This is a genomic window from Galbibacter mesophilus, assembly GCF_023721415.1.
Lineage (GTDB): Bacteria > Bacteroidota > Bacteroidia > Flavobacteriales > Flavobacteriaceae > Galbibacter > Galbibacter mesophilus.
Window position 1 is genome coordinate 153,137 of sequence record NZ_JAMQVC010000003.1, and the last position, 16,472, is coordinate 169,608.

14 protein-coding genes are annotated in these 16,472 nt (G+C 37.8%); 9 read left to right on the plus strand and 5 right to left on the minus strand.

The features are described from left to right. The first annotated feature begins 127 nt into the window (after positions 1–127). The 3 genes from NDQ75_RS12495 to mtaB all read left to right on the plus strand — a co-directional run bounded on the left by NDQ75_RS12495 (position 128) and on the right by mtaB (position 3,532). Positions 128–379, plus strand: a complete 252-nt coding sequence (locus tag NDQ75_RS12495; RefSeq protein ID WP_202029529.1) for a type B 50S ribosomal protein L31 — start codon at positions 128–130, stop codon at positions 377–379. A 472-nt stretch (positions 380–851) separates the two neighbouring features. Then, on the plus strand, positions 852–2,027 hold the full coding sequence (locus NDQ75_RS12500) for a GlmU family protein (protein WP_202029519.1): 1,176 nt from the start codon (positions 852–854) through the stop codon (positions 2,025–2,027). Positions 2,028–2,194: 167 nt separating this feature from the next. Further along, the gene (gene mtaB / locus NDQ75_RS12505) at positions 2,195–3,532 is read left to right on the plus strand and encodes a tRNA (N(6)-L-threonylcarbamoyladenosine(37)-C(2))-methylthiotransferase MtaB (protein ID WP_202029518.1); all 1,338 of its coding nucleotides are present in this window, start codon (positions 2,195–2,197) and stop codon (positions 3,530–3,532) included. A gap of 127 nt (positions 3,533–3,659) precedes the next feature. On the opposite strand, the gene NDQ75_RS12510 is transcribed toward mtaB, so the two are convergent. Beyond that, positions 3,660–3,953: a GNAT family N-acetyltransferase gene (locus NDQ75_RS12510; RefSeq protein WP_202029517.1), complete on the minus strand. Its 294-nt coding sequence runs from the start codon at positions 3,951–3,953 to the stop codon at positions 3,660–3,662. 198 nt (positions 3,954–4,151) lie between these two features. On the opposite strand from NDQ75_RS12510, the gene NDQ75_RS12515 reads away from it, so the two are divergent. Genes NDQ75_RS12515 through cls form a run of 3 tightly spaced genes read left to right on the plus strand, consistent with a single transcriptional unit; the run spans position 4,152 to position 7,270 of the window. After that, positions 4,152–4,817, plus strand: coding sequence for a lipase family protein (locus tag NDQ75_RS12515; protein ID WP_202029516.1), 666 nt, complete (start codon positions 4,152–4,154; stop codon positions 4,815–4,817). 42 nt (positions 4,818–4,859) lie between these two features. Next, complete coding sequence (locus NDQ75_RS12520; RefSeq protein ID WP_202029515.1) at positions 4,860–5,816, plus strand: lytic transglycosylase domain-containing protein; 957 nt, start codon at positions 4,860–4,862, stop codon at positions 5,814–5,816. Next, complete coding sequence (gene cls / locus NDQ75_RS12525; RefSeq protein ID WP_202029514.1) at positions 5,816–7,270, plus strand: cardiolipin synthase; 1,455 nt, start codon at positions 5,816–5,818, stop codon at positions 7,268–7,270. Before NDQ75_RS12520 ends, cls begins: the two co-directional genes overlap by 1 nt. A gap of 708 nt (positions 7,271–7,978) precedes the next feature. Here cls and NDQ75_RS12530 read toward each other — a convergent pair. Both NDQ75_RS12530 and NDQ75_RS12535 read right to left on the minus strand, forming a co-directional pair. Then, positions 7,979–8,470, minus strand: coding sequence for a GNAT family N-acetyltransferase (locus NDQ75_RS12530; protein ID WP_202029513.1), 492 nt, complete (start codon positions 8,468–8,470; stop codon positions 7,979–7,981). Between the two features lie 16 nt (positions 8,471–8,486). After that, entirely contained in the window at positions 8,487–9,059 is a 573-nt protein-coding gene (locus NDQ75_RS12535; protein ID WP_202029512.1) for a non-canonical purine NTP diphosphatase, read from the minus strand. A gap of 176 nt (positions 9,060–9,235) precedes the next feature. Between NDQ75_RS12535 and NDQ75_RS12540 the strand changes: the two genes are divergently transcribed. Beyond that, a complete protein-coding gene (locus NDQ75_RS12540; protein WP_202029511.1) occupies positions 9,236–10,312 on the plus strand; it encodes a BamA/TamA family outer membrane protein in 1,077 nt (358 codons plus the stop codon). Positions 10,313–10,341: 29 nt separating this feature from the next. Here the strand turns inward: NDQ75_RS12540 and bshC are convergent, their stop codons facing one another. Next, positions 10,342–11,955, minus strand: a complete 1,614-nt coding sequence (gene bshC, locus NDQ75_RS12545; protein WP_202029510.1) for a bacillithiol biosynthesis cysteine-adding enzyme BshC — start codon at positions 11,953–11,955, stop codon at positions 10,342–10,344. Between the two features lie 687 nt (positions 11,956–12,642). Here bshC and NDQ75_RS12550 point away from each other — a divergent pair. Together NDQ75_RS12550 and NDQ75_RS12555 are read left to right on the plus strand one after the other, a co-directional pair. Next, positions 12,643–15,084, plus strand: a complete 2,442-nt coding sequence (locus NDQ75_RS12550) for a M14 family metallopeptidase (protein ID WP_202029509.1) — start codon at positions 12,643–12,645, stop codon at positions 15,082–15,084. A gap of 24 nt (positions 15,085–15,108) precedes the next feature. After that, positions 15,109–16,026, plus strand: coding sequence for a DUF6807 family protein (locus tag NDQ75_RS12555; RefSeq protein WP_202029508.1), 918 nt, complete (start codon positions 15,109–15,111; stop codon positions 16,024–16,026). Between the two features lie 75 nt (positions 16,027–16,101). Here NDQ75_RS12555 and NDQ75_RS15930 read toward each other — a convergent pair whose 3' ends face one another. Then, positions 16,102–16,224, minus strand: a complete 123-nt coding sequence (locus NDQ75_RS15930) for a hypothetical protein (protein ID WP_262895561.1) — start codon at positions 16,222–16,224, stop codon at positions 16,102–16,104. Positions 16,225–16,472: the final 248 nt, after the last annotated feature.

The window sequence follows — 16,472 nt, forward strand, 5'->3', positions numbered from 1 at the left end:
CTTATCTTTGTTACAAGAAACCGAAAAATAAAATAATCGTATTTTTTTAGGGGTAAAGTGTTGGTTATCCAAAATAAATGTATAAATTTGCACCTCGAAAAAATTCTGAAGTTTAAAATATAGAGCGATGAAAAAAGGTATACATCCAGAAAATTATAGATTGGTAGCTTTTAAAGATATGTCTAATGAAGATGTATTCATTACAAAGTCTACAGCAGAAACGAAAGAGACGTTAGAGGTTGATGGTGTGGAATATCCTGTAATTAAATTGGAGATTTCTAGAACATCGCATCCTTATTACACTGGTAAATCTAAACTTGTGGATACTGCAGGACGTATCGATAAGTTCAAGAACAAATACGCTAAGTTCAAAAAATAATAGCACCAACATATTTTTAAGAACCTCTGATACCATCAGGGGTTTTTTTGTTAATGACACCCAAATTCAATAAGCCGAAGGCGCAATAGAATTTGATGGTGGAATTAACCCCGACCGTCAGCGTCGGGGTCTCATTGGCTTTTTCGTGAGTCTGACACCCAAATTCAATAAGCCGAAGGCGCAATAGAATTTGATGGTGGAATTAACCCCGACCGTCAGCGTCGGGGTCTCCTTGGGTTTTTTTGGGAATTTCGTTTCCTAATTCAATAAGAAGGCTCAATAAAATGTGATAATGGCACCTTTCTGCCGACGGCGGGCACGAACGCTAACCCCGACCACCAGGGTCGAGGTCTCTTTGGATTTTTCGGAAATTTCGTTTCCTAATTCCATTAGCCGAAAATGACACTAAGCACTACTAGTTTTTAAAGCTTTTCAGGTCTAATTTCATTATCTTTATCCAAAATTTCAAATCATGAATTACATCCTTTTTGATGGGCCGGTTAGAAATGCCCTGCTTCCATTCACCTACACGCGTCCAGTTGCCGATATCCGTATGGGAATTTTGACAATCCGTGAGAAATGGGAGAAATATTTAGGATATACTACTACCACAATTACAGAAGAATACTTGTCGGAAAAGTACCCAATGGTTGAGTTGGAGGAAAACATTTTGATTAATGCCGCTTTTTTTCCAAATGAAGAATTGGTAGCGTTGGTTAAAGGTTTGGAACAAGGACAAGCCATCTTTTGTGGTGAAGAGGTGATTGCTTTTTTTACTTCGGAAGCGCAGGAAGAAGTGGATTTGGAAAGTTACGAAGCTATTGAATACACAGGTGAATGTTTGCAATTGCAAAATACTTGGGATATTTTTTCCAAGAATGCAGAGGCTTTGGAAGCCGACTTCAATTTGTTGACCGATGGAAGAAAAAGTAAGCCTATTCCTTCAAGCAACAATGTAATCGCTCCTGAAAATATTTTTCTAGAGGAAGGTGTGTCTATAGAATTTTGTACACTGAATGCCAGTAACGGACCTATTTATTTGGGAAAGGATACTTTGGTGATGGAAGGAACCGTGATTCGTGGAGGTTTTGCCCTGTGTGATAATGCTATCGTTAAAATGGGAGCAAAAATTTATGGAGCAACTACCGTTGGTCCTGCTTGTAAAGTTGGAGGTGAAATCAACAATTCAGTGTTGTTCCAAAACTCAAATAAGGGACACGAAGGGTTTTTAGGGAATTCCGTGCTAGGGGAATGGTGTAATATTGGAGCAGATACCAATACCTCTAATCTTAAAAATGATTATTCTCCCGTTAGGTTGTGGAATTACGAAACCGAGAATTTTGCAAAAACAGGATTGCAATTTTGCGGACTCATGATGGGAGACCATAGCAAGTGTGGAATCAATACCATGTTCAATACAGGAACGGTTGTTGGGGTGAGTGCTAATATTTTTGGAAGCGGATATCAGAAAAATTTTATTCCCAGTTTTAGCTGGGGCGGCACAGGTGGATTCACCACATACCATCCTAAGAAGGCCTACCAAACAGCAAAAGCCATGATGGAACGCAGAAAATGTGAATTTACTTCGGAAGAAGAAGCCATTTTGGATGCTGTTTTTGAAAGTACCAAGCGTTGGCGAAAAGATTAGACAACTTAATTTAATCTCTCCTGAGTTTTTGAGTTCTTTCTGAAACCTCAAATCTTTTGATAATCAATTCAATAGAATGTTTTATTACCTCCAAAGAAGTTGGTATATTTGTACGCTTTTTTGAAAAGCATGAATAAAGACGGTTTCCGTCTTAAAAAAGAGCCGAAATGGAAAAAAAGAAGGTCGCATTTTATACCTTAGGTTGTAAGCTTAATTTTTCTGAAACTTCTACTATCGCCCGAAATTTTACGGAAGAGGGTTTTGACCGTGTGGAATTTTCGGAGAAAGCAGACATTTATGTAATTAATACTTGTTCGGTTACCGAAAATGCTGATAAACGCTTCAAATCGGTAGTAAAGCAGGCCCAAAAAGTGAATCCAAATGCTTTTGTGGCTGCTATTGGATGTTACGCCCAGTTGAAACCTGAAGAACTTGCTGATGTTAATGGCGTTGATTTGGTACTGGGAGCAACCGAAAAATTCAAAATTACCGATTATATAAACGACCTTTCCAAAAACGATTTCGGCGAAGTGCATAGCTGCGAAATTGAAGATGCCGATTTCTACGTTGGGAGTTATTCCATTGGCGATAGAACCCGCGCTTTTTTGAAAGTTCAGGATGGGTGCGATTATAAATGTACCTATTGTACCATTCCGCTTGCTAGAGGGATTTCGAGGAGTGATACGTTGGAAAATGTATTGAAAAATGCCAAGGAAATTTCAGAACAAGGAATAAAAGAGATTGTTCTTACAGGGGTAAATATCGGTGACTACGGAAAAGGGGAATTCGGTAATAAAAAACACGAACATACTTTTTATGAATTGGTCACAGCGTTGGATGAAGTTGAAGGAATCGAAAGGCTGAGAATCTCTTCCATAGAACCTAATTTACTTAAAAACGAAACGATTGATTTTGTGTCGAAAAGCAGGACTTTTGTGCCACATTTTCATATTCCTTTACAAAGTGGAAGTAACCATATTTTGGGGTTAATGCGCAGAAGGTACAAAAGGGAGTTGTATGTAGATAGGGTAAGTCAAATAAAAGAAGTGATGCCTCATGCTTGCATTGGCGTAGATGTAATTGTTGGGTTTCCTGGTGAAACCGACGAGCACTTTTTGGAGACCTATAATTTTTTAAATGAATTGGACATCTCTTACCTACACGTTTTTACGTATTCCGAGAGGGATAATACATTGGCAGCTGAAATGGAAGGTGTTGTTCCGAATAAAGTACGTGCTAAGAGAAGTAAAATGCTTCGAGGGTTATCCGCTAAAAAGCGAAGAGCTTTTTACGAAAGTCAGATTAACTCTGTTAGAACTGTTTTATTTGAAGGAGAAAATAAGGAAGGATATATTCACGGATTTACCGAAAACTACGTAAAAGTAAAAGCACCATGGAATCCTGAATTGGTAAATACATTACATCCGGTTGAATTGACAAAAATCGATGATGATGGGATGGTTCGTATTGAATTTGTTGAGAAGGAAAGCGCGGTGACTGTTTAAAATAATGGGGAGTCCATTTTATTGACTAAAGAATGAAGTATTCGATTGTAATACTGAGCTTGCCTGCCTGCCATGGTATTTCAGGCAGGTCAAAGCATTTGTTCCTCAACAAGCTCAATACAACTTTTTAAATCCTTATCCCTACAGGTAATAAATCTTTAAATTCTTTGTGTTTTCTTAGAAAACCGGCTATTTGGGGGCTTGTAGGGACTACGCTTAAATTTTTGCCTTCAATATGCTTCAAAACGGTAGTGATGAATTCATCCTTGAAGTCAGGGTCGGTTACTTCTTCTGGGATAACCAGCTTTGTTAAAAAAACTTTGCGTTCCTGAGAAGCGTATTCAATTTTCGCTAGCTTACCATCAATTTTTGCTTCGTATTGGCGCAAAAACTCATTGTCATTAATTACTACTTCATTCATTATTTCAAGGTTTAAAATTCATTTTAAATGCCAAAAATGTCAATTTCCATACGTATTTCAATGGCTACATAGAAATGCGTTAAATTTTGGTAAAAATTAGTTTTGGTCGCTATAAATATTGATGAAGAATTACATACCTTTAGCCATGCAAAGGTACGAAAAAATAGCTAATCATCTATTTTTCAATTGTTAATATATATGGCTACTCAAATTACACATATATACTTTATGCCGGGGATGGCAGCGAACTCCCTTATATTTGAGAGAATAAAATTACCAGAAGATAGTTTTGAGCTTCATTATTTGGAATGGAAAATTCCCAATAAAAATGAGAGCATAGAGTCGTATGCTAAGCGAATGGCTGCAGATATTGCTCATGAAAATCCTGTTTTGATAGGCGTTTCCTTTGGAGGGATTTTGGTTCAGGAAATGGCAAAATTTATTTCCGTAAAGAAAATAATTATTATTTCCAGCGTTAAATGTAACAAAGAATTACCGCGTCGTATGGTTTTTGCAAAATATACCAAAGCGCATAAATTATTGCCAACGGGTATGATAAATAATATCGAATTGCTTGCAAAATATGCTTTTGGGGTATCGCTTTCAAAACGATTGCACTTGTATGAGAAATATTTATCTGTTAGGGACAAATATTATATCGATTGGGCGGTAGATAACATAGTTAATTGGCGTCAAGTAACACCAAACAATAATGTAATCCATATTCATGGGGATAAAGATGCAGTTTTTCCTTCAGTATATATTAAAAATTGTATTACAATTGAGGGCGGAACACACATTATGATTATCAACAGATATAAATGGTTTAATGAAAACCTGCCAAGGATAATCTTGGAAAACTGAAAAATCTAATTTGTATATTTATAAAAAATTTATTGGGGCAAGATGAATCGAATTAAAACAGTATTAATTTTATTGGGAGTGGTAAGTATTTCAGCAATTTTTATAAATGCGGTACAGTCCACTAATCCAGTTACGGTACAGAATTCTGTAAAAGAAAAAAATAAAGATAGTTTAAGCTTGGTGCAAGACTATAACGTGTATGCGCTGAAAATACCAGATGGAATCAATTTTGCAGGAGAACGCGTGCCTGTAGAAGACCCAGATGTAAAAGAAAGACTGGACAGGGAACTTTTGGTAAATACTTATTGGCAGTCCAACGGATTATTATTGATAAAAAGGGCGAACAAATACTTTCCTATTATTGAACCTATTCTAAAGGCTCATGGCGTACCAGACGATTTAAAATACATTGCTGTAATTGAAAGTGGATTAACACAGGCAGTTTCTCCTGCCGGTGCTACTGGATTTTGGCAATTAATGAAAGGCACCGCTAGGGAATACGGCTTGGAAGTTAACGATAACGTTGATGAACGCTACCATATTAAAAAGTCCACCGAAGTGGCTTGCAAGTACCTTAAAAAAGCAAAAGAACGCTTTGGTACTTGGACAATGGCTGCGGCGGCTTACAATGCCGGTCAGTATGGTATGGCGAAACAGTTAGAGCGTCAAGAGATTGAAGGTTATTACAATGTGCTTTTAGGTGAAGAGACAGGGCGTTACGTGTTTAGAATTTTAGCCATCAAAGAGATTTTATCGCACCCAAATGAGTACGGTTTTAATTTTGATGAAGAAGATTTATATACACATATCCCTGTTAATGAATTGCCTGTAGACACGGTAATTTCTGACTTTCCAAAGTTTGCAAAAGAAAACGGTATAACTTACAAAACATTAAAAATCCACAATCCGTGGTTGCGGGAAACACATCTCAATAATGCATCCAAAAAACAGTATTACATAGAAATCCCTAAAAAGGGATATTATCCACCGCTTCAATAATGTGGAGTTTCTTTAAAGACAATCTATGGCAAACCTTGCTCGTGGTAAATTATCTTTTAGCACTAGCTGCCGCAGTAACCATTTTATTAAAAAATATAAATCCAACCAAAACGCTTTCCTACATCATGGCGCTGTTGGTTTTCCCGTTTATCGGATTAGTGGTTTACTTTTTCTTCGGACAAGATTACAGGAAATTTAAAATTTTTAAAAAGAAGAATGTCCTTAATCAGAAGAATATAAAAGACTGGGCACAGCAGTTGGTTTTAAACAAAAAGGAGGCCTATAACATTGGGAAAGAAGTTTTAAATGGGAACACCAAAATTATAAAGCTGATAGACAGCGATAACCAATCTCCCGTAACGGTTAATAATAAAGTTGATATTCTTATTAACGGAGAAGAAAAATTCAAAAGGCTTTTTGAGGATTTAAAGAATGCTCAATCCACGATTCATTTGGAATATTATATTATCGAGGATGGGGAAATAGGAATGGAGCTTATTGAAATCCTAAAGAGAAAGTCGGAAGAAGGTGTATCGGTTAAAGTAAATTATGACTCTGTAGCCAGCGAATTATCCAATAAAACCATCGATAGTTTAAAATCCAGCGGCGTAGAGATTTACCCATTTATGCCGGTTTATTTTCCCAAATTTGCCAGTAAAGCCAATTATAGAAACCATCGAAAAATAGTGGTTGTAGACGGTAGAATAGGGTATATTGGGGGTATAAATATTGCAGATGAATATATAAATAAGGAAGGGCGGCGTTTTTGGCGAGATACTCATGCCAGAATTGAAGGGCAGGCCGTGGGAATGCTCCAATTTCATTTCTCTTTAGATTGGGATTTCGTTTCGGATGAAGACATTCAGGTAGAGGAAAGTTGGTTTCCCGATACCGAAATAGAAGATAAAACTCCAATACAAATCGCGGCAAGTGGTCCCGACACAGAATGGGCCAACATAATGGAGGCAATGTTTACCGCCATTAATGAAGCAGACCGTTATGTTTATATTACGACTCCTTATTTCATACCAAATGATGAAATGGCGCTGGCCATGTCCACAGCTTCTAAAAGTGGAGTGGACGTACGATTAATTATTCCAAAAACCTGTGACTCATGGGCGGCCAATTATGCAACCCATTCTTATTTAGACCGGCTTTTACGGGCAGGAGTGAAGGTGTATTTATACAACAAGGGGAATATCCATGCGAAAACAATGATTGTTGATGATGTTTTCACCACTATTGGCACTTCGAACATGGATTACCGTAGTTTCCTTATCAATTTTGAAATAAATGCACTTATTTATGATGAAAATGTGACCAAACAAATGTTGGAAATTTTTATTGAAGACCTTCAGGATAGCGAGCAAGTGGATCCAGAAAGATGGGCGGAACGCGGACTTTCACAACGTTTAAAAGAATCTTTTTGCAGACTCTGGGCACCGTTGCTGTGAGTTGGTTGGATTTAAAATTTTAAAAGTTCAAAGTTTAAGGCACAAAGTTTTTTCGTTTTTCGAAATCAGAGAAATCTAACTTTTCCCGTCTCCAGCCTCCAGCTTCCTTCTTCAACTTTCCTTTAAAAATCGTAAATCTAAAACCGTAATTCGTAAATGAGTCGATGGTTTAATTGTAGAGTTGTTAAGTCGATAAGTCGCAAAGGTTCAAAGGTTCAAAGTGACAAAGTTTTCTTGTTGCTCATTGTTTGATGCTCGTTTTTAGTAGGCACTAAGCTTTAAGCAATAGGCTTTTTCGCCCCAACTTAAACTTTAAACCGAAACAGACTAAATCTTTAAATCCTAAAACTATATGATTCCTACACGAGAAATAGCCATTCCCGCGGCGAGGGGAGGGTCATTGGGTTGAGGGGAAGGTATAAGTGCCCGAGGGAAACGTCACTTTAGCCGAGGGAAAGGCTTTACAGGTCGTGGGGAGGCTCATCATGATGAGGGAAACGTTGTGGAGGTCGAGGGAAAGGTAGTTTATAATGCGGAACGTCATATCGACCAGCAGGAAATATTGGATTCAGCTATCCTATTTATAATGTGATTTCTCTGCCTTCTTTTGGTCGGCATCGAAATGACTAGAGACCTCAAAGCTCAAACATTATCGAATCTTAAAATTTTTTAATCATTAAATCTTTCAATCTCTAAATCAAAGAAATCCTAAATCTCCTTTTGATAGCCTACAACATCCAGAATCTTCCCAAATTTTTCGCCGGCGTTTTTAAAGCGGGCGCATTCAAAATAGCCACATTTGCTAAAAAGGGCAATGCTACCAACATTATCACCAGTGATAATCCCCAATAAATTTTTTATACCGTTGGCTTTGGCTTTTTCCTCTATAAAATCCAGTGACCTCTTTCCAATGCCGCGACTTTCAAACCCGTTCTTAAGGTAGATGGTCACTTCCGCAGTCATGTTGTAAGCCTGTCGCTTTTTAAAATGCGTGGTAAAGCAATATCCAGCTAACTCGTCGTCGGCGTAAATTAGAAACGAGTGATAGCGATGATGATTAAAATATAAAAGTTCTTTTAGTTCTTCTAAGGTAATTGGTTCGGTGTGAAAGGTTGCTGTTGAATTTTCTATGTACCAATCGTAAATTTCTTTAACTAGGAATAAATCTTTTTCTTCAATAGGCTTGAAAAATATTTTCATGTAATTATGGTAGGTTTTACGTATTCAGATAATCGATGAGTTGTTCCATGGCTCTAGCTCGGTGGCTCATTTTGTTTTTTTCTTCGGAAGATAACTCGGCAAAAGTAAGTTGCATGCCTTCCGGTTGAAAAACGGGGTCGTAACCAAACCCGTTCTTTCCCTTTCTTTTTTCTGTGATAACTCCGTTAACAATTCCATTGAAGATAATTCGTTCCCTATCGGTGCGCAAAGAAATAACCGTTTTAAACCGAGCTGATCGCTTATCGGAATCTTTAAGTTCCTTCAGCAATTTATCAATATTATCACTATCGTTTTTTTGTTCGCCTGCATATCGGGCAGAATGCACACCCGGTGCACCATCCAAACTTTCAACCTCTAACCCGGTGTCATCCGCAAAGCAATTGTAGTTATATTTTTCAAAAACGTAATTCGCTTTAATGGCAGCATTTTCTTCAATGGTTTTCCCGTTTTCTTCAATTTCTTCGGTGCAGCCAATATCATCCAAACTCAATAATTCTATGGAGTCGGGAAGCATGGCTTTTACTTCCGCTAATTTATTAAGGTTATGGGTAGCAAAAACGAGTTTCATCTGTTTATATTTATTTGTTTTTATTGGTCAAATGGAATGCCCTACTAATAATTTCGGTGGGTTTACAATTGGTTAACGGGCATTTCATAGCGTTGTTTTTGAGTTGATTAAACGTTTTGGTGTTATTTTTTAGTTGTATATTTAAGAGGATTCTTTCTGAAACAAAAAATGAACACATGCAAAAATATGTATTAATCGTTTCTTTTCTTCTATTTTCTCAGTTTCTTCTATCCCAAACGCAAAAAAACGATTCGATTGATGAGAACGACAAAAAAGAAAAACGGGTAGATTTAACCGTAATGCCATTTTTGAGTTATAACAGAAACTTGGAGTTTATGTTTGGAGCGATTCCTATGGCGATGTACCGATTAAATAAAACCGACACCATTTCTCCAAAATCCATCTCGGGGTTATCAGCTGTTTATACCACCAATAGCTCCTATTTTATAGCTTTTTTTAATCGCTTTTTCTTTGCTGAAGACCGATGGCGTGCTAAGTTTTTTATGCTAACTGGCGATTACAATTCCCAATTTTTTATGGAAAGTGAAGATGTTACGCCCGGTTTTTACGATTATGGAACAAAAGCTACCGTGGTAAGTTTGGGTGTGCAGAGAAGAGTTTTAGAAAATTTATATGGCGGTTTAACCTATACTTATGCGTATTACGACACGGTTTACGAAGATGATGTACAGCCGCCATCTATAGTAGAAACAAACGCCATTGAATTAAATGCACTTTACGATTCCCGAAGTGATGTTTACTACCCGATGAGCGGTGAAAAAGCAAAGCTCCGGTTCATTTCTTTTCCCGAATGGTTTGCCAACGATTCTACCGCAAATAAAATTTTAACCGAATACAATAAATATATCCCTATGAAAAATGGAAAAGATGTCTTGGCCATGCGATTTTCGGGACAATTTGGATTGGGAGATATTGCATTTCAGCAACAGGTGACCGTAGGAGGAAAGGATATTCGCGGGTATTCCCAAGGGGAGTTTCGGGGCGACGGACTCATGGCGCTGCAGGGCGAATACCGCTATAATTTTGGTAATAAAATGGGCTTGGTCGGTTTTGCGGGCCTAGCCACAATTTATGGATCGGATACAGAGGCGAATAACTGGGGTGTTTTTCCCGGCGCTGGCGTGGGATACCGATATCAAGCGTTTAAAAAAGCGAAATTTAACATAGGTCTAGACGCCGCCGTAGGTAAAAGCGATTGGGGAATTTACTTTAGAATTGGAGAAGCTTTTTAAATAGGAAGCGTTTGGTTTCATGCTACATTTCACATCGTTATCACTACAAATTCTTGTTTCAAAGGGTCTAATTCACTTAACAGGGTTTTTATGAGCTTGTCTCCGAATTCATCGTAAAGATTGGCAAAATTATCCGTTCGTTCTTGTAAAGATTCGTTGGGGAAAAGTTCATTTTGTAAATCGGTCATTCTAGAAACTTGGTCGGACAACTTTTTCTTTTGCGCTTTCAACAAACGTTTTTCTAAGTGTTCCAAGCCTTTTAATTGTTTCACTTCCTGTGCTTTTACGGCTCCTAAAAACGATTTATCGGTAAGTTCTGCTAAACGGTACATTTCTTCAAATTGCTTTACCAAATGTTCTTTTTGTTTATTGAAATTAATATCAATATCACTTATTTCGCGAACTTTCTTATTGATAAAAGATGCGCGTTTTAAAAATAATTGCTGAAAAGAAATGTTGAGTTTTTCTAGTTTTTTGGCTTGCTTTTCGGTAGCAACTAATGCAGAATTACGCAACAGCAGCATGGGGAATGGGATGGAATTTTGCTTAAAGAATTCTTTTAATTCCAACCAATATGCTAATTCACCTCCGCCGCCAATGTAACATAGATTTGGAAGTATTACTTCTTGATACAGCGGTCGTGTCATTACATTTGGAGAAAACCGTTCTGGGTATTCTTCCAGGTGTTTCTTCAGTTCTTCTTTGCTCCAAGAAATATCGGTTTCAAAAACTTGGTAACGTCCATCAACTTCTACAATGCGTTCACGAAGGCCTTTTTTCAGGTAAAACAAATTGATATCCCTCGGATTTACCTGAATTTTATACGAAGCATCCGCATGATTTAGTTTTTCAATGGTTTCGCTAACGGCTTTTTGGGATTCTTGCTCAAACAGCTCCTTTTCCATAAAAGGAACAAACAATTGCTTTAAGTTTTTGTCGGCTCCATCTATAATTACGAGTCCGTTTTCCCCAAACAATTTATCGGCCAAGAAGCGAGTCGCATTGGTAAGGTTATCGTGGTTTAGGTAAGCGTCCTGAAACCACTTTTTTAATGTCTCTGCGTTCTCACCTATTCCCAATTCTTTTTTGAACAACTCAAAAACATTTTCTAATCCATTGGTTGGAAGTTCACCTACAGCGCCTCCGCTTCCTTCGGAATTAGGGCCTTGCCATTGAAATTTTTTACCACGGAAATTAAAAAAGTTAATTTCATCAAAATCGTGATCCTCTGTAGCCATCCAATACACAGGTACGAAAGTATTTTCGGGATACTGTTCCTGAAGCTTTTTTGCCAAATTGATAGTGGAAACAATTTTATACAGAAAGTAAAGCGGACCCGTAAATAAATTCAATTGATGTCCCGTAACAACTGTAAATGTATTTTCTTCGGTCAAGCTATTTATGTGTTGTACTGTTTTTGCGGAAGGTTTTAAGGTATTGTACTGTTCCTGCAAAGATTTTACCAATACATCACGGTTTTTCTTCGGAAAGGACTTCTTTTTTTCTTCCAGTTGAAGCTTAAAATTTTCTAGGGTAGGATAGCGATTGTAAAAAGGAGTTAGTTTTGGGTCTTGCGCAAGGTAGTCGCAAATAAGATTAGAGAAATATCCTGTTTCTTTAAATGATATATATTGTGTTGGCATATTTTTTTATTTCTGAAAAAACAAATGTGTTCATTTTTTCCATTGATGAAAAAACGAACCAAAAAAATCTAGGCTTGCCATAAAAATATAAGAAAATACTACGGAACCCCCAGCCACTGATAAAAATAACTCACCCTCCCTACGGTCGGTCTCAAACAGATTTTTATCATTTGTCCATACTGCTTCCTTGATTTTCAATATTTTTATAGACAGGCCAAAACAAACTTTACAATGCGCAAAGAACAAAACAAATACTCATTGGGACGCATTCTTTTCTTTAAAATTAGCAACCGTCACTGTCTTGAAAAATGTATTTCCCTTTTGCGCTAGGGATTGCAGCGGCATCCTATTTTGCCCTTCGGTTAGGTCGGACATAAAGAAAATCTTTACGCTTGTTTTTTTTGACAATCACTTTAAAATGTAAAAATAAGGCAAAATAGATACAGCGGAAAGCCCGCCCCAAAAATTATGATTTTTTGGGGAGCGCCCACATGAATAGTGAATAGTATATTGGGAATTGTTAAATGTAGCCGTCCAGTCCTGCAAGGTTTTTAAAACCTTGTAGGTCTCAACTGCCAAAAAATGCTAAAAACCGACTACAAATGCGCTTGCAGGGATTTTTTATAGAAATTTTACAAAAACAACTGGTATATTAGTAGCTTTGAAAATAAATTTTAATTCCAAACAATGAAGTTACGATTCTTATTGCTGTCTCTTTTCCTGACCCTTTTTTCATTTGCCCAAAACGTAAAGTCCCCATCGGAATTTTTGGGGTACGAGCTGGGTTCAAACTTTTCTAGGCATCATCAGGTGGTAGATTATTACAAATATTTGGCCGCCACTTTGCCGGGAATGATAAAATTGGAATCGTATGGAACTACCAATGAAGGCAGGGAGTTGTTGTTGGCGTATGTTTCTACTTCAGAAAATATAAATAATTTAAAATCGATTCAAGATAATCACATGGCAGCGATTAGCGGAGAAGGAGCTTCGGAAACTGCCGTGGTTTGGCTTAGCTATAATGTTCACGGTAATGAAAGCGTAAGCACGGAGGCTTCTTTAATGACCATTTATGATTTGGTGACTTCCAAAAAGGAGCTGTTAGAAAATACTTTGGTAATTGTCGACCCTTGTTTAAACCCGGACGGACGCGACCGTTACGTGAATTTTTATAACGGATTTAAAAATTCGCCGTACACAGTAGATAAAAACTCAAAGGAACACCATGAGCCTTGGTTGGCTGGTAGGCCCAATCATTATATGTTCGATTTAAACAGGGATTGGGCTTGGGCTACGCAAAAGGAAAGTCAGCAGCGGTTAAAGGTTTACAACCAATGGCTACCGCATATCCATGTGGATTTTCACGAGCAGGGAATGGATGATCCATATTATTTTCCACCGGCAGCAGAGCCTATGCACGAGTTGATTACCGATTGGCAAAAGGAATTTCAAAAGGAAATCGGTAAAAACCACGCTACTTATTTTGATGAGAATGGATGGTTTTATTTCACCAAAGAACGTTTTGATTTGCTGTACCCAAGTTATGGAGACACGTATCCAACCTATAATGGCGCTATTGGAATGACATACGAGCAGGGTGGAAGTGGCCGTGCCGGTTTGGGCGTAAAAGTAAGCAATGGCGATACGTTAACGTTAAAAGATAGAATTGCGCACCATTACACTACTGGAATTTCAACTGTAGAAATGGCTGCCAAAAATGTGGAGAAACTCAACGAACAGTTTAAAAAGTTTTACGGAAATAAAGATTTCACCTATAAAAGTTATGCCATGTCGGGTGACGAAGAGAAAATGAAATCGCTTGCCAAACTTTTAGACGTGCACAACATACAATATGGTTACACGAAGTCTGGTGTAAAGGGTTTGAGCTATACAGACAAAAAATCTGGGAGTTTAGATGGAGACAATTACAAATTAGTGGTAAGTACTAATCAACCAAAATCGACATTGGTAACGGTGTTGTTTGAGCCAGAAACCAAATTGAGCGATTCTCTTACCTACGATATTACTGCTTGGTCGCTTCCATACGCCTACGGTTTGGATGCGGTGGCTTCAAAAAGTTTAATCAATACTTCTGAAAAAACTTTACCAAATGAAAGCACGACGTTAAATACCAATGGATATGCCTTTGTGACGGACTGGAACGGTATGGACGACGCCCGATTTTTAACGGAATTGCTAAAAGAAAATATTAAAGTCCGCTACTCGCATGAACCTTTTGAACTCAACGGAAAATCCTTTGATCACGGAAGTTTGATTATTACCAAAAGTGATAACACGAATAAAAAAGAGTTTGTGAACATACTGGAGAAAGCTGCTAAGGAGAATGGTCAGCAAATAACATCGGTTGCTACCGGTTTTGTAGATTCAGGAAAGGATTTCGGTTCGAGCTCTGTGGAGATGATAGCTCCTGTAAAAGTGGCCGCATTATCTGGCGGAAGTGTTTCTACACTGAATTTTGGGGAAGTTTGGCACTTTTTCGAGCAGCAATTACAATACCCAATCACCGTGCTAGATGACGAATACTTTGATAGAATCGATTTAGCCGAATATGACGTTTTAATTCTACCACAGCTTTACACTATAAGCGATGCCCGCATGGAAACCATTAAAAGTTGGGTGCGCAACGGCGGAAAACTAATTGCCATTGGAAATGCCGTAAGCGTTTTAGATAAAGACAAAGCTTTTGGAGTTGAGGCAAAAAAGCTTGAGGAAAAAGCAAAAGACTCTCTAAACATGCCAAAGAGCTATGCGTTGAGTTCGCGGGAATACATCAGCAATTTAATAACAGGTGCCATTTACAAAACCAAAGTAGATGTTACCAATCCGCTTGCTTATGGTTACAATGACACCTATTTCACTTTAAAATTAAGTGGCGATGGCTACGGTTTTTTAGACAGTGAGAATGCTGTTTATATGGAAGAAGAGCAAACGCCAATTGCTGGTTTCGCGGGAGCGAATGCACAAAAACTACAATCCAATAGCATGATTTTCGGTACAGAAGACTTCGGAAGAGGTAAAGTAGTTTATATGGTAGACAACCCTATTTTTAGAGGGTTTTGGGAAAATGGAAAACTCTTTTTCGTCAATGCAGTATTTATGGTGAAGTAAGTAAGAACAAAAATAACATAAGATATGAAAGCACGTTCATTCCTATTACTATCAGTAATCTTATTCGGAGTAAATCTATCTTCCGCGCAAAATTTTAATGTGGAAAAAACAGATCAGGGATTACTGGTTTCTGAAGGAGACCAGAAAGTTTTTTTTTATCAGAAAGAAACAAAATCCCTTGACGGGAAGTATCCAAGAGCAAACTATTTACATCCGTTGTATGATTTGGATGGGAATGTGCTTACAGAAGATTTTCCTGAAGACCATCCACATCACCGAGGTGTGTTCTGGACGTGGCATCAGGTTTTGGTGGACGGAAAAGGAATGGGCGATGCCTGGTTGTGTGAAGATTTCAATTGGGAGGTAACAAAACTTGCTTCCGAAGAAAATAGTGACGGTTCGCTGAGTTTGTCTACAGATGTAAATTGGTTGTCTCCTCATTTTCAAGAGGGAAATCAGCCTTTTGTTCAAGAAAAAGCTACGATTAGTGTACATCCTTCAACAACAAATTACCGTGTAATCGATTTTGAAATCACCTTGCAACCCTTGGTTGACAATGTAAAAATAGGTGGTTCAAACGATATAAAAGGCTACGGCGGTTTCTCCACACGAATTTTATTACCTGAAGATATTGTTTTTACTTCTGAAGGAAACCGTGTAACGCCAAAAACCGAGGCGGTAAAAGCGGGCAACTATATAAACATGGAAGCTTCTTTTCAAGGAAAAGATACGTCAGGACTGATAATTATCGCAAGTACCGACAATCCAAAACCAATTGATGAATGGATACTCCGCAAGGAAAATAGCATGCAAAATGCAGTGTATCCCGGTAAAAATCCAGTTGCGTTGTCTAAGACTACTCCTACCGTGTTAAAATATCGATTAGTACTTTACAAAAAATCACTTTCTAATTCGCAATTAAAGATGTTGACGGATTTTTAGGTGTTGAGTCGTTGAGGTTCAAAGGTCCAAAGTTTTTTCTTTGTTCTTTCTTCGAAAGTTTAGAGCTAGAATTCTTCAAACTGAAATGTCATATCGACCAGCGGGAGATATCTCTTTCGGCTGCTTCCCTTCGGTGTGTGATTTCTCTGCCTTCCTACGGTCGGCATCGAAATGACTTGGAACTCTAGCTTCCAGCATCTTCAAAAACTGTAATCCGTGAATCTTTTAATCATTCAATTCTTCAATCCCGAATTCAAATACTGTATATTCCTTACACAGTATTTTTCCCAATTACACAATAATTCCACAGTGTGCATTTATAGGCGTAAATCATAATCAATTGTTTTTCAGTTAATTAATGCTGTTGGGAGTCATTGAGATTCCCTTGGTACGATAATAGCACTATACTAAGCAAGAAACAAAGTAATAATCACAACAATAAAAAT

Coding starts and splice junctions, on each gene's coding strand:
- NDQ75_RS12495 (WP_202029529.1), top strand. CDS start 128: ATGAAAAAAGGTATACATCCAGAAAATTATAGATTGGTAGCTTTTAAA.
- NDQ75_RS12510 (WP_202029517.1), bottom strand. CDS start 3,953: ATGAATGAAGTAGTAATTAATGACAATGAGTTTTTGCGCCAATACGAA.
- NDQ75_RS12530 (WP_202029513.1), bottom strand. CDS start 8,470: ATGAAAATATTTTTCAAGCCTATTGAAGAAAAAGATTTATTCCTAGTT.
- NDQ75_RS12500 (WP_202029519.1), top strand. CDS start 852: ATGAATTACATCCTTTTTGATGGGCCGGTTAGAAATGCCCTGCTTCCA.
- cls (WP_202029514.1), top strand. CDS start 5,816: ATGTGGAGTTTCTTTAAAGACAATCTATGGCAAACCTTGCTCGTGGTA.
- NDQ75_RS12515 (WP_202029516.1), top strand. CDS start 4,152: ATGGCTACTCAAATTACACATATATACTTTATGCCGGGGATGGCAGCG.
- NDQ75_RS12540 (WP_202029511.1), top strand. CDS start 9,236: ATGCAAAAATATGTATTAATCGTTTCTTTTCTTCTATTTTCTCAGTTT.
- NDQ75_RS12555 (WP_202029508.1), top strand. CDS start 15,109: ATGAAAGCACGTTCATTCCTATTACTATCAGTAATCTTATTCGGAGTA.
- NDQ75_RS12535 (WP_202029512.1), bottom strand. CDS start 9,059: ATGAAACTCGTTTTTGCTACCCATAACCTTAATAAATTAGCGGAAGTA.
- NDQ75_RS12520 (WP_202029515.1), top strand. CDS start 4,860: ATGAATCGAATTAAAACAGTATTAATTTTATTGGGAGTGGTAAGTATT.
- mtaB (WP_202029518.1), top strand. CDS start 2,195: ATGGAAAAAAAGAAGGTCGCATTTTATACCTTAGGTTGTAAGCTTAAT.
- bshC (WP_202029510.1), bottom strand. CDS start 11,955: ATGCCAACACAATATATATCATTTAAAGAAACAGGATATTTCTCTAAT.
- NDQ75_RS15930 (WP_262895561.1), bottom strand. CDS start 16,224: ATGCTGGAAGCTAGAGTTCCAAGTCATTTCGATGCCGACCGTAGGAAG.
- NDQ75_RS12550 (WP_202029509.1), top strand. CDS start 12,643: ATGAAGTTACGATTCTTATTGCTGTCTCTTTTCCTGACCCTTTTTTCA.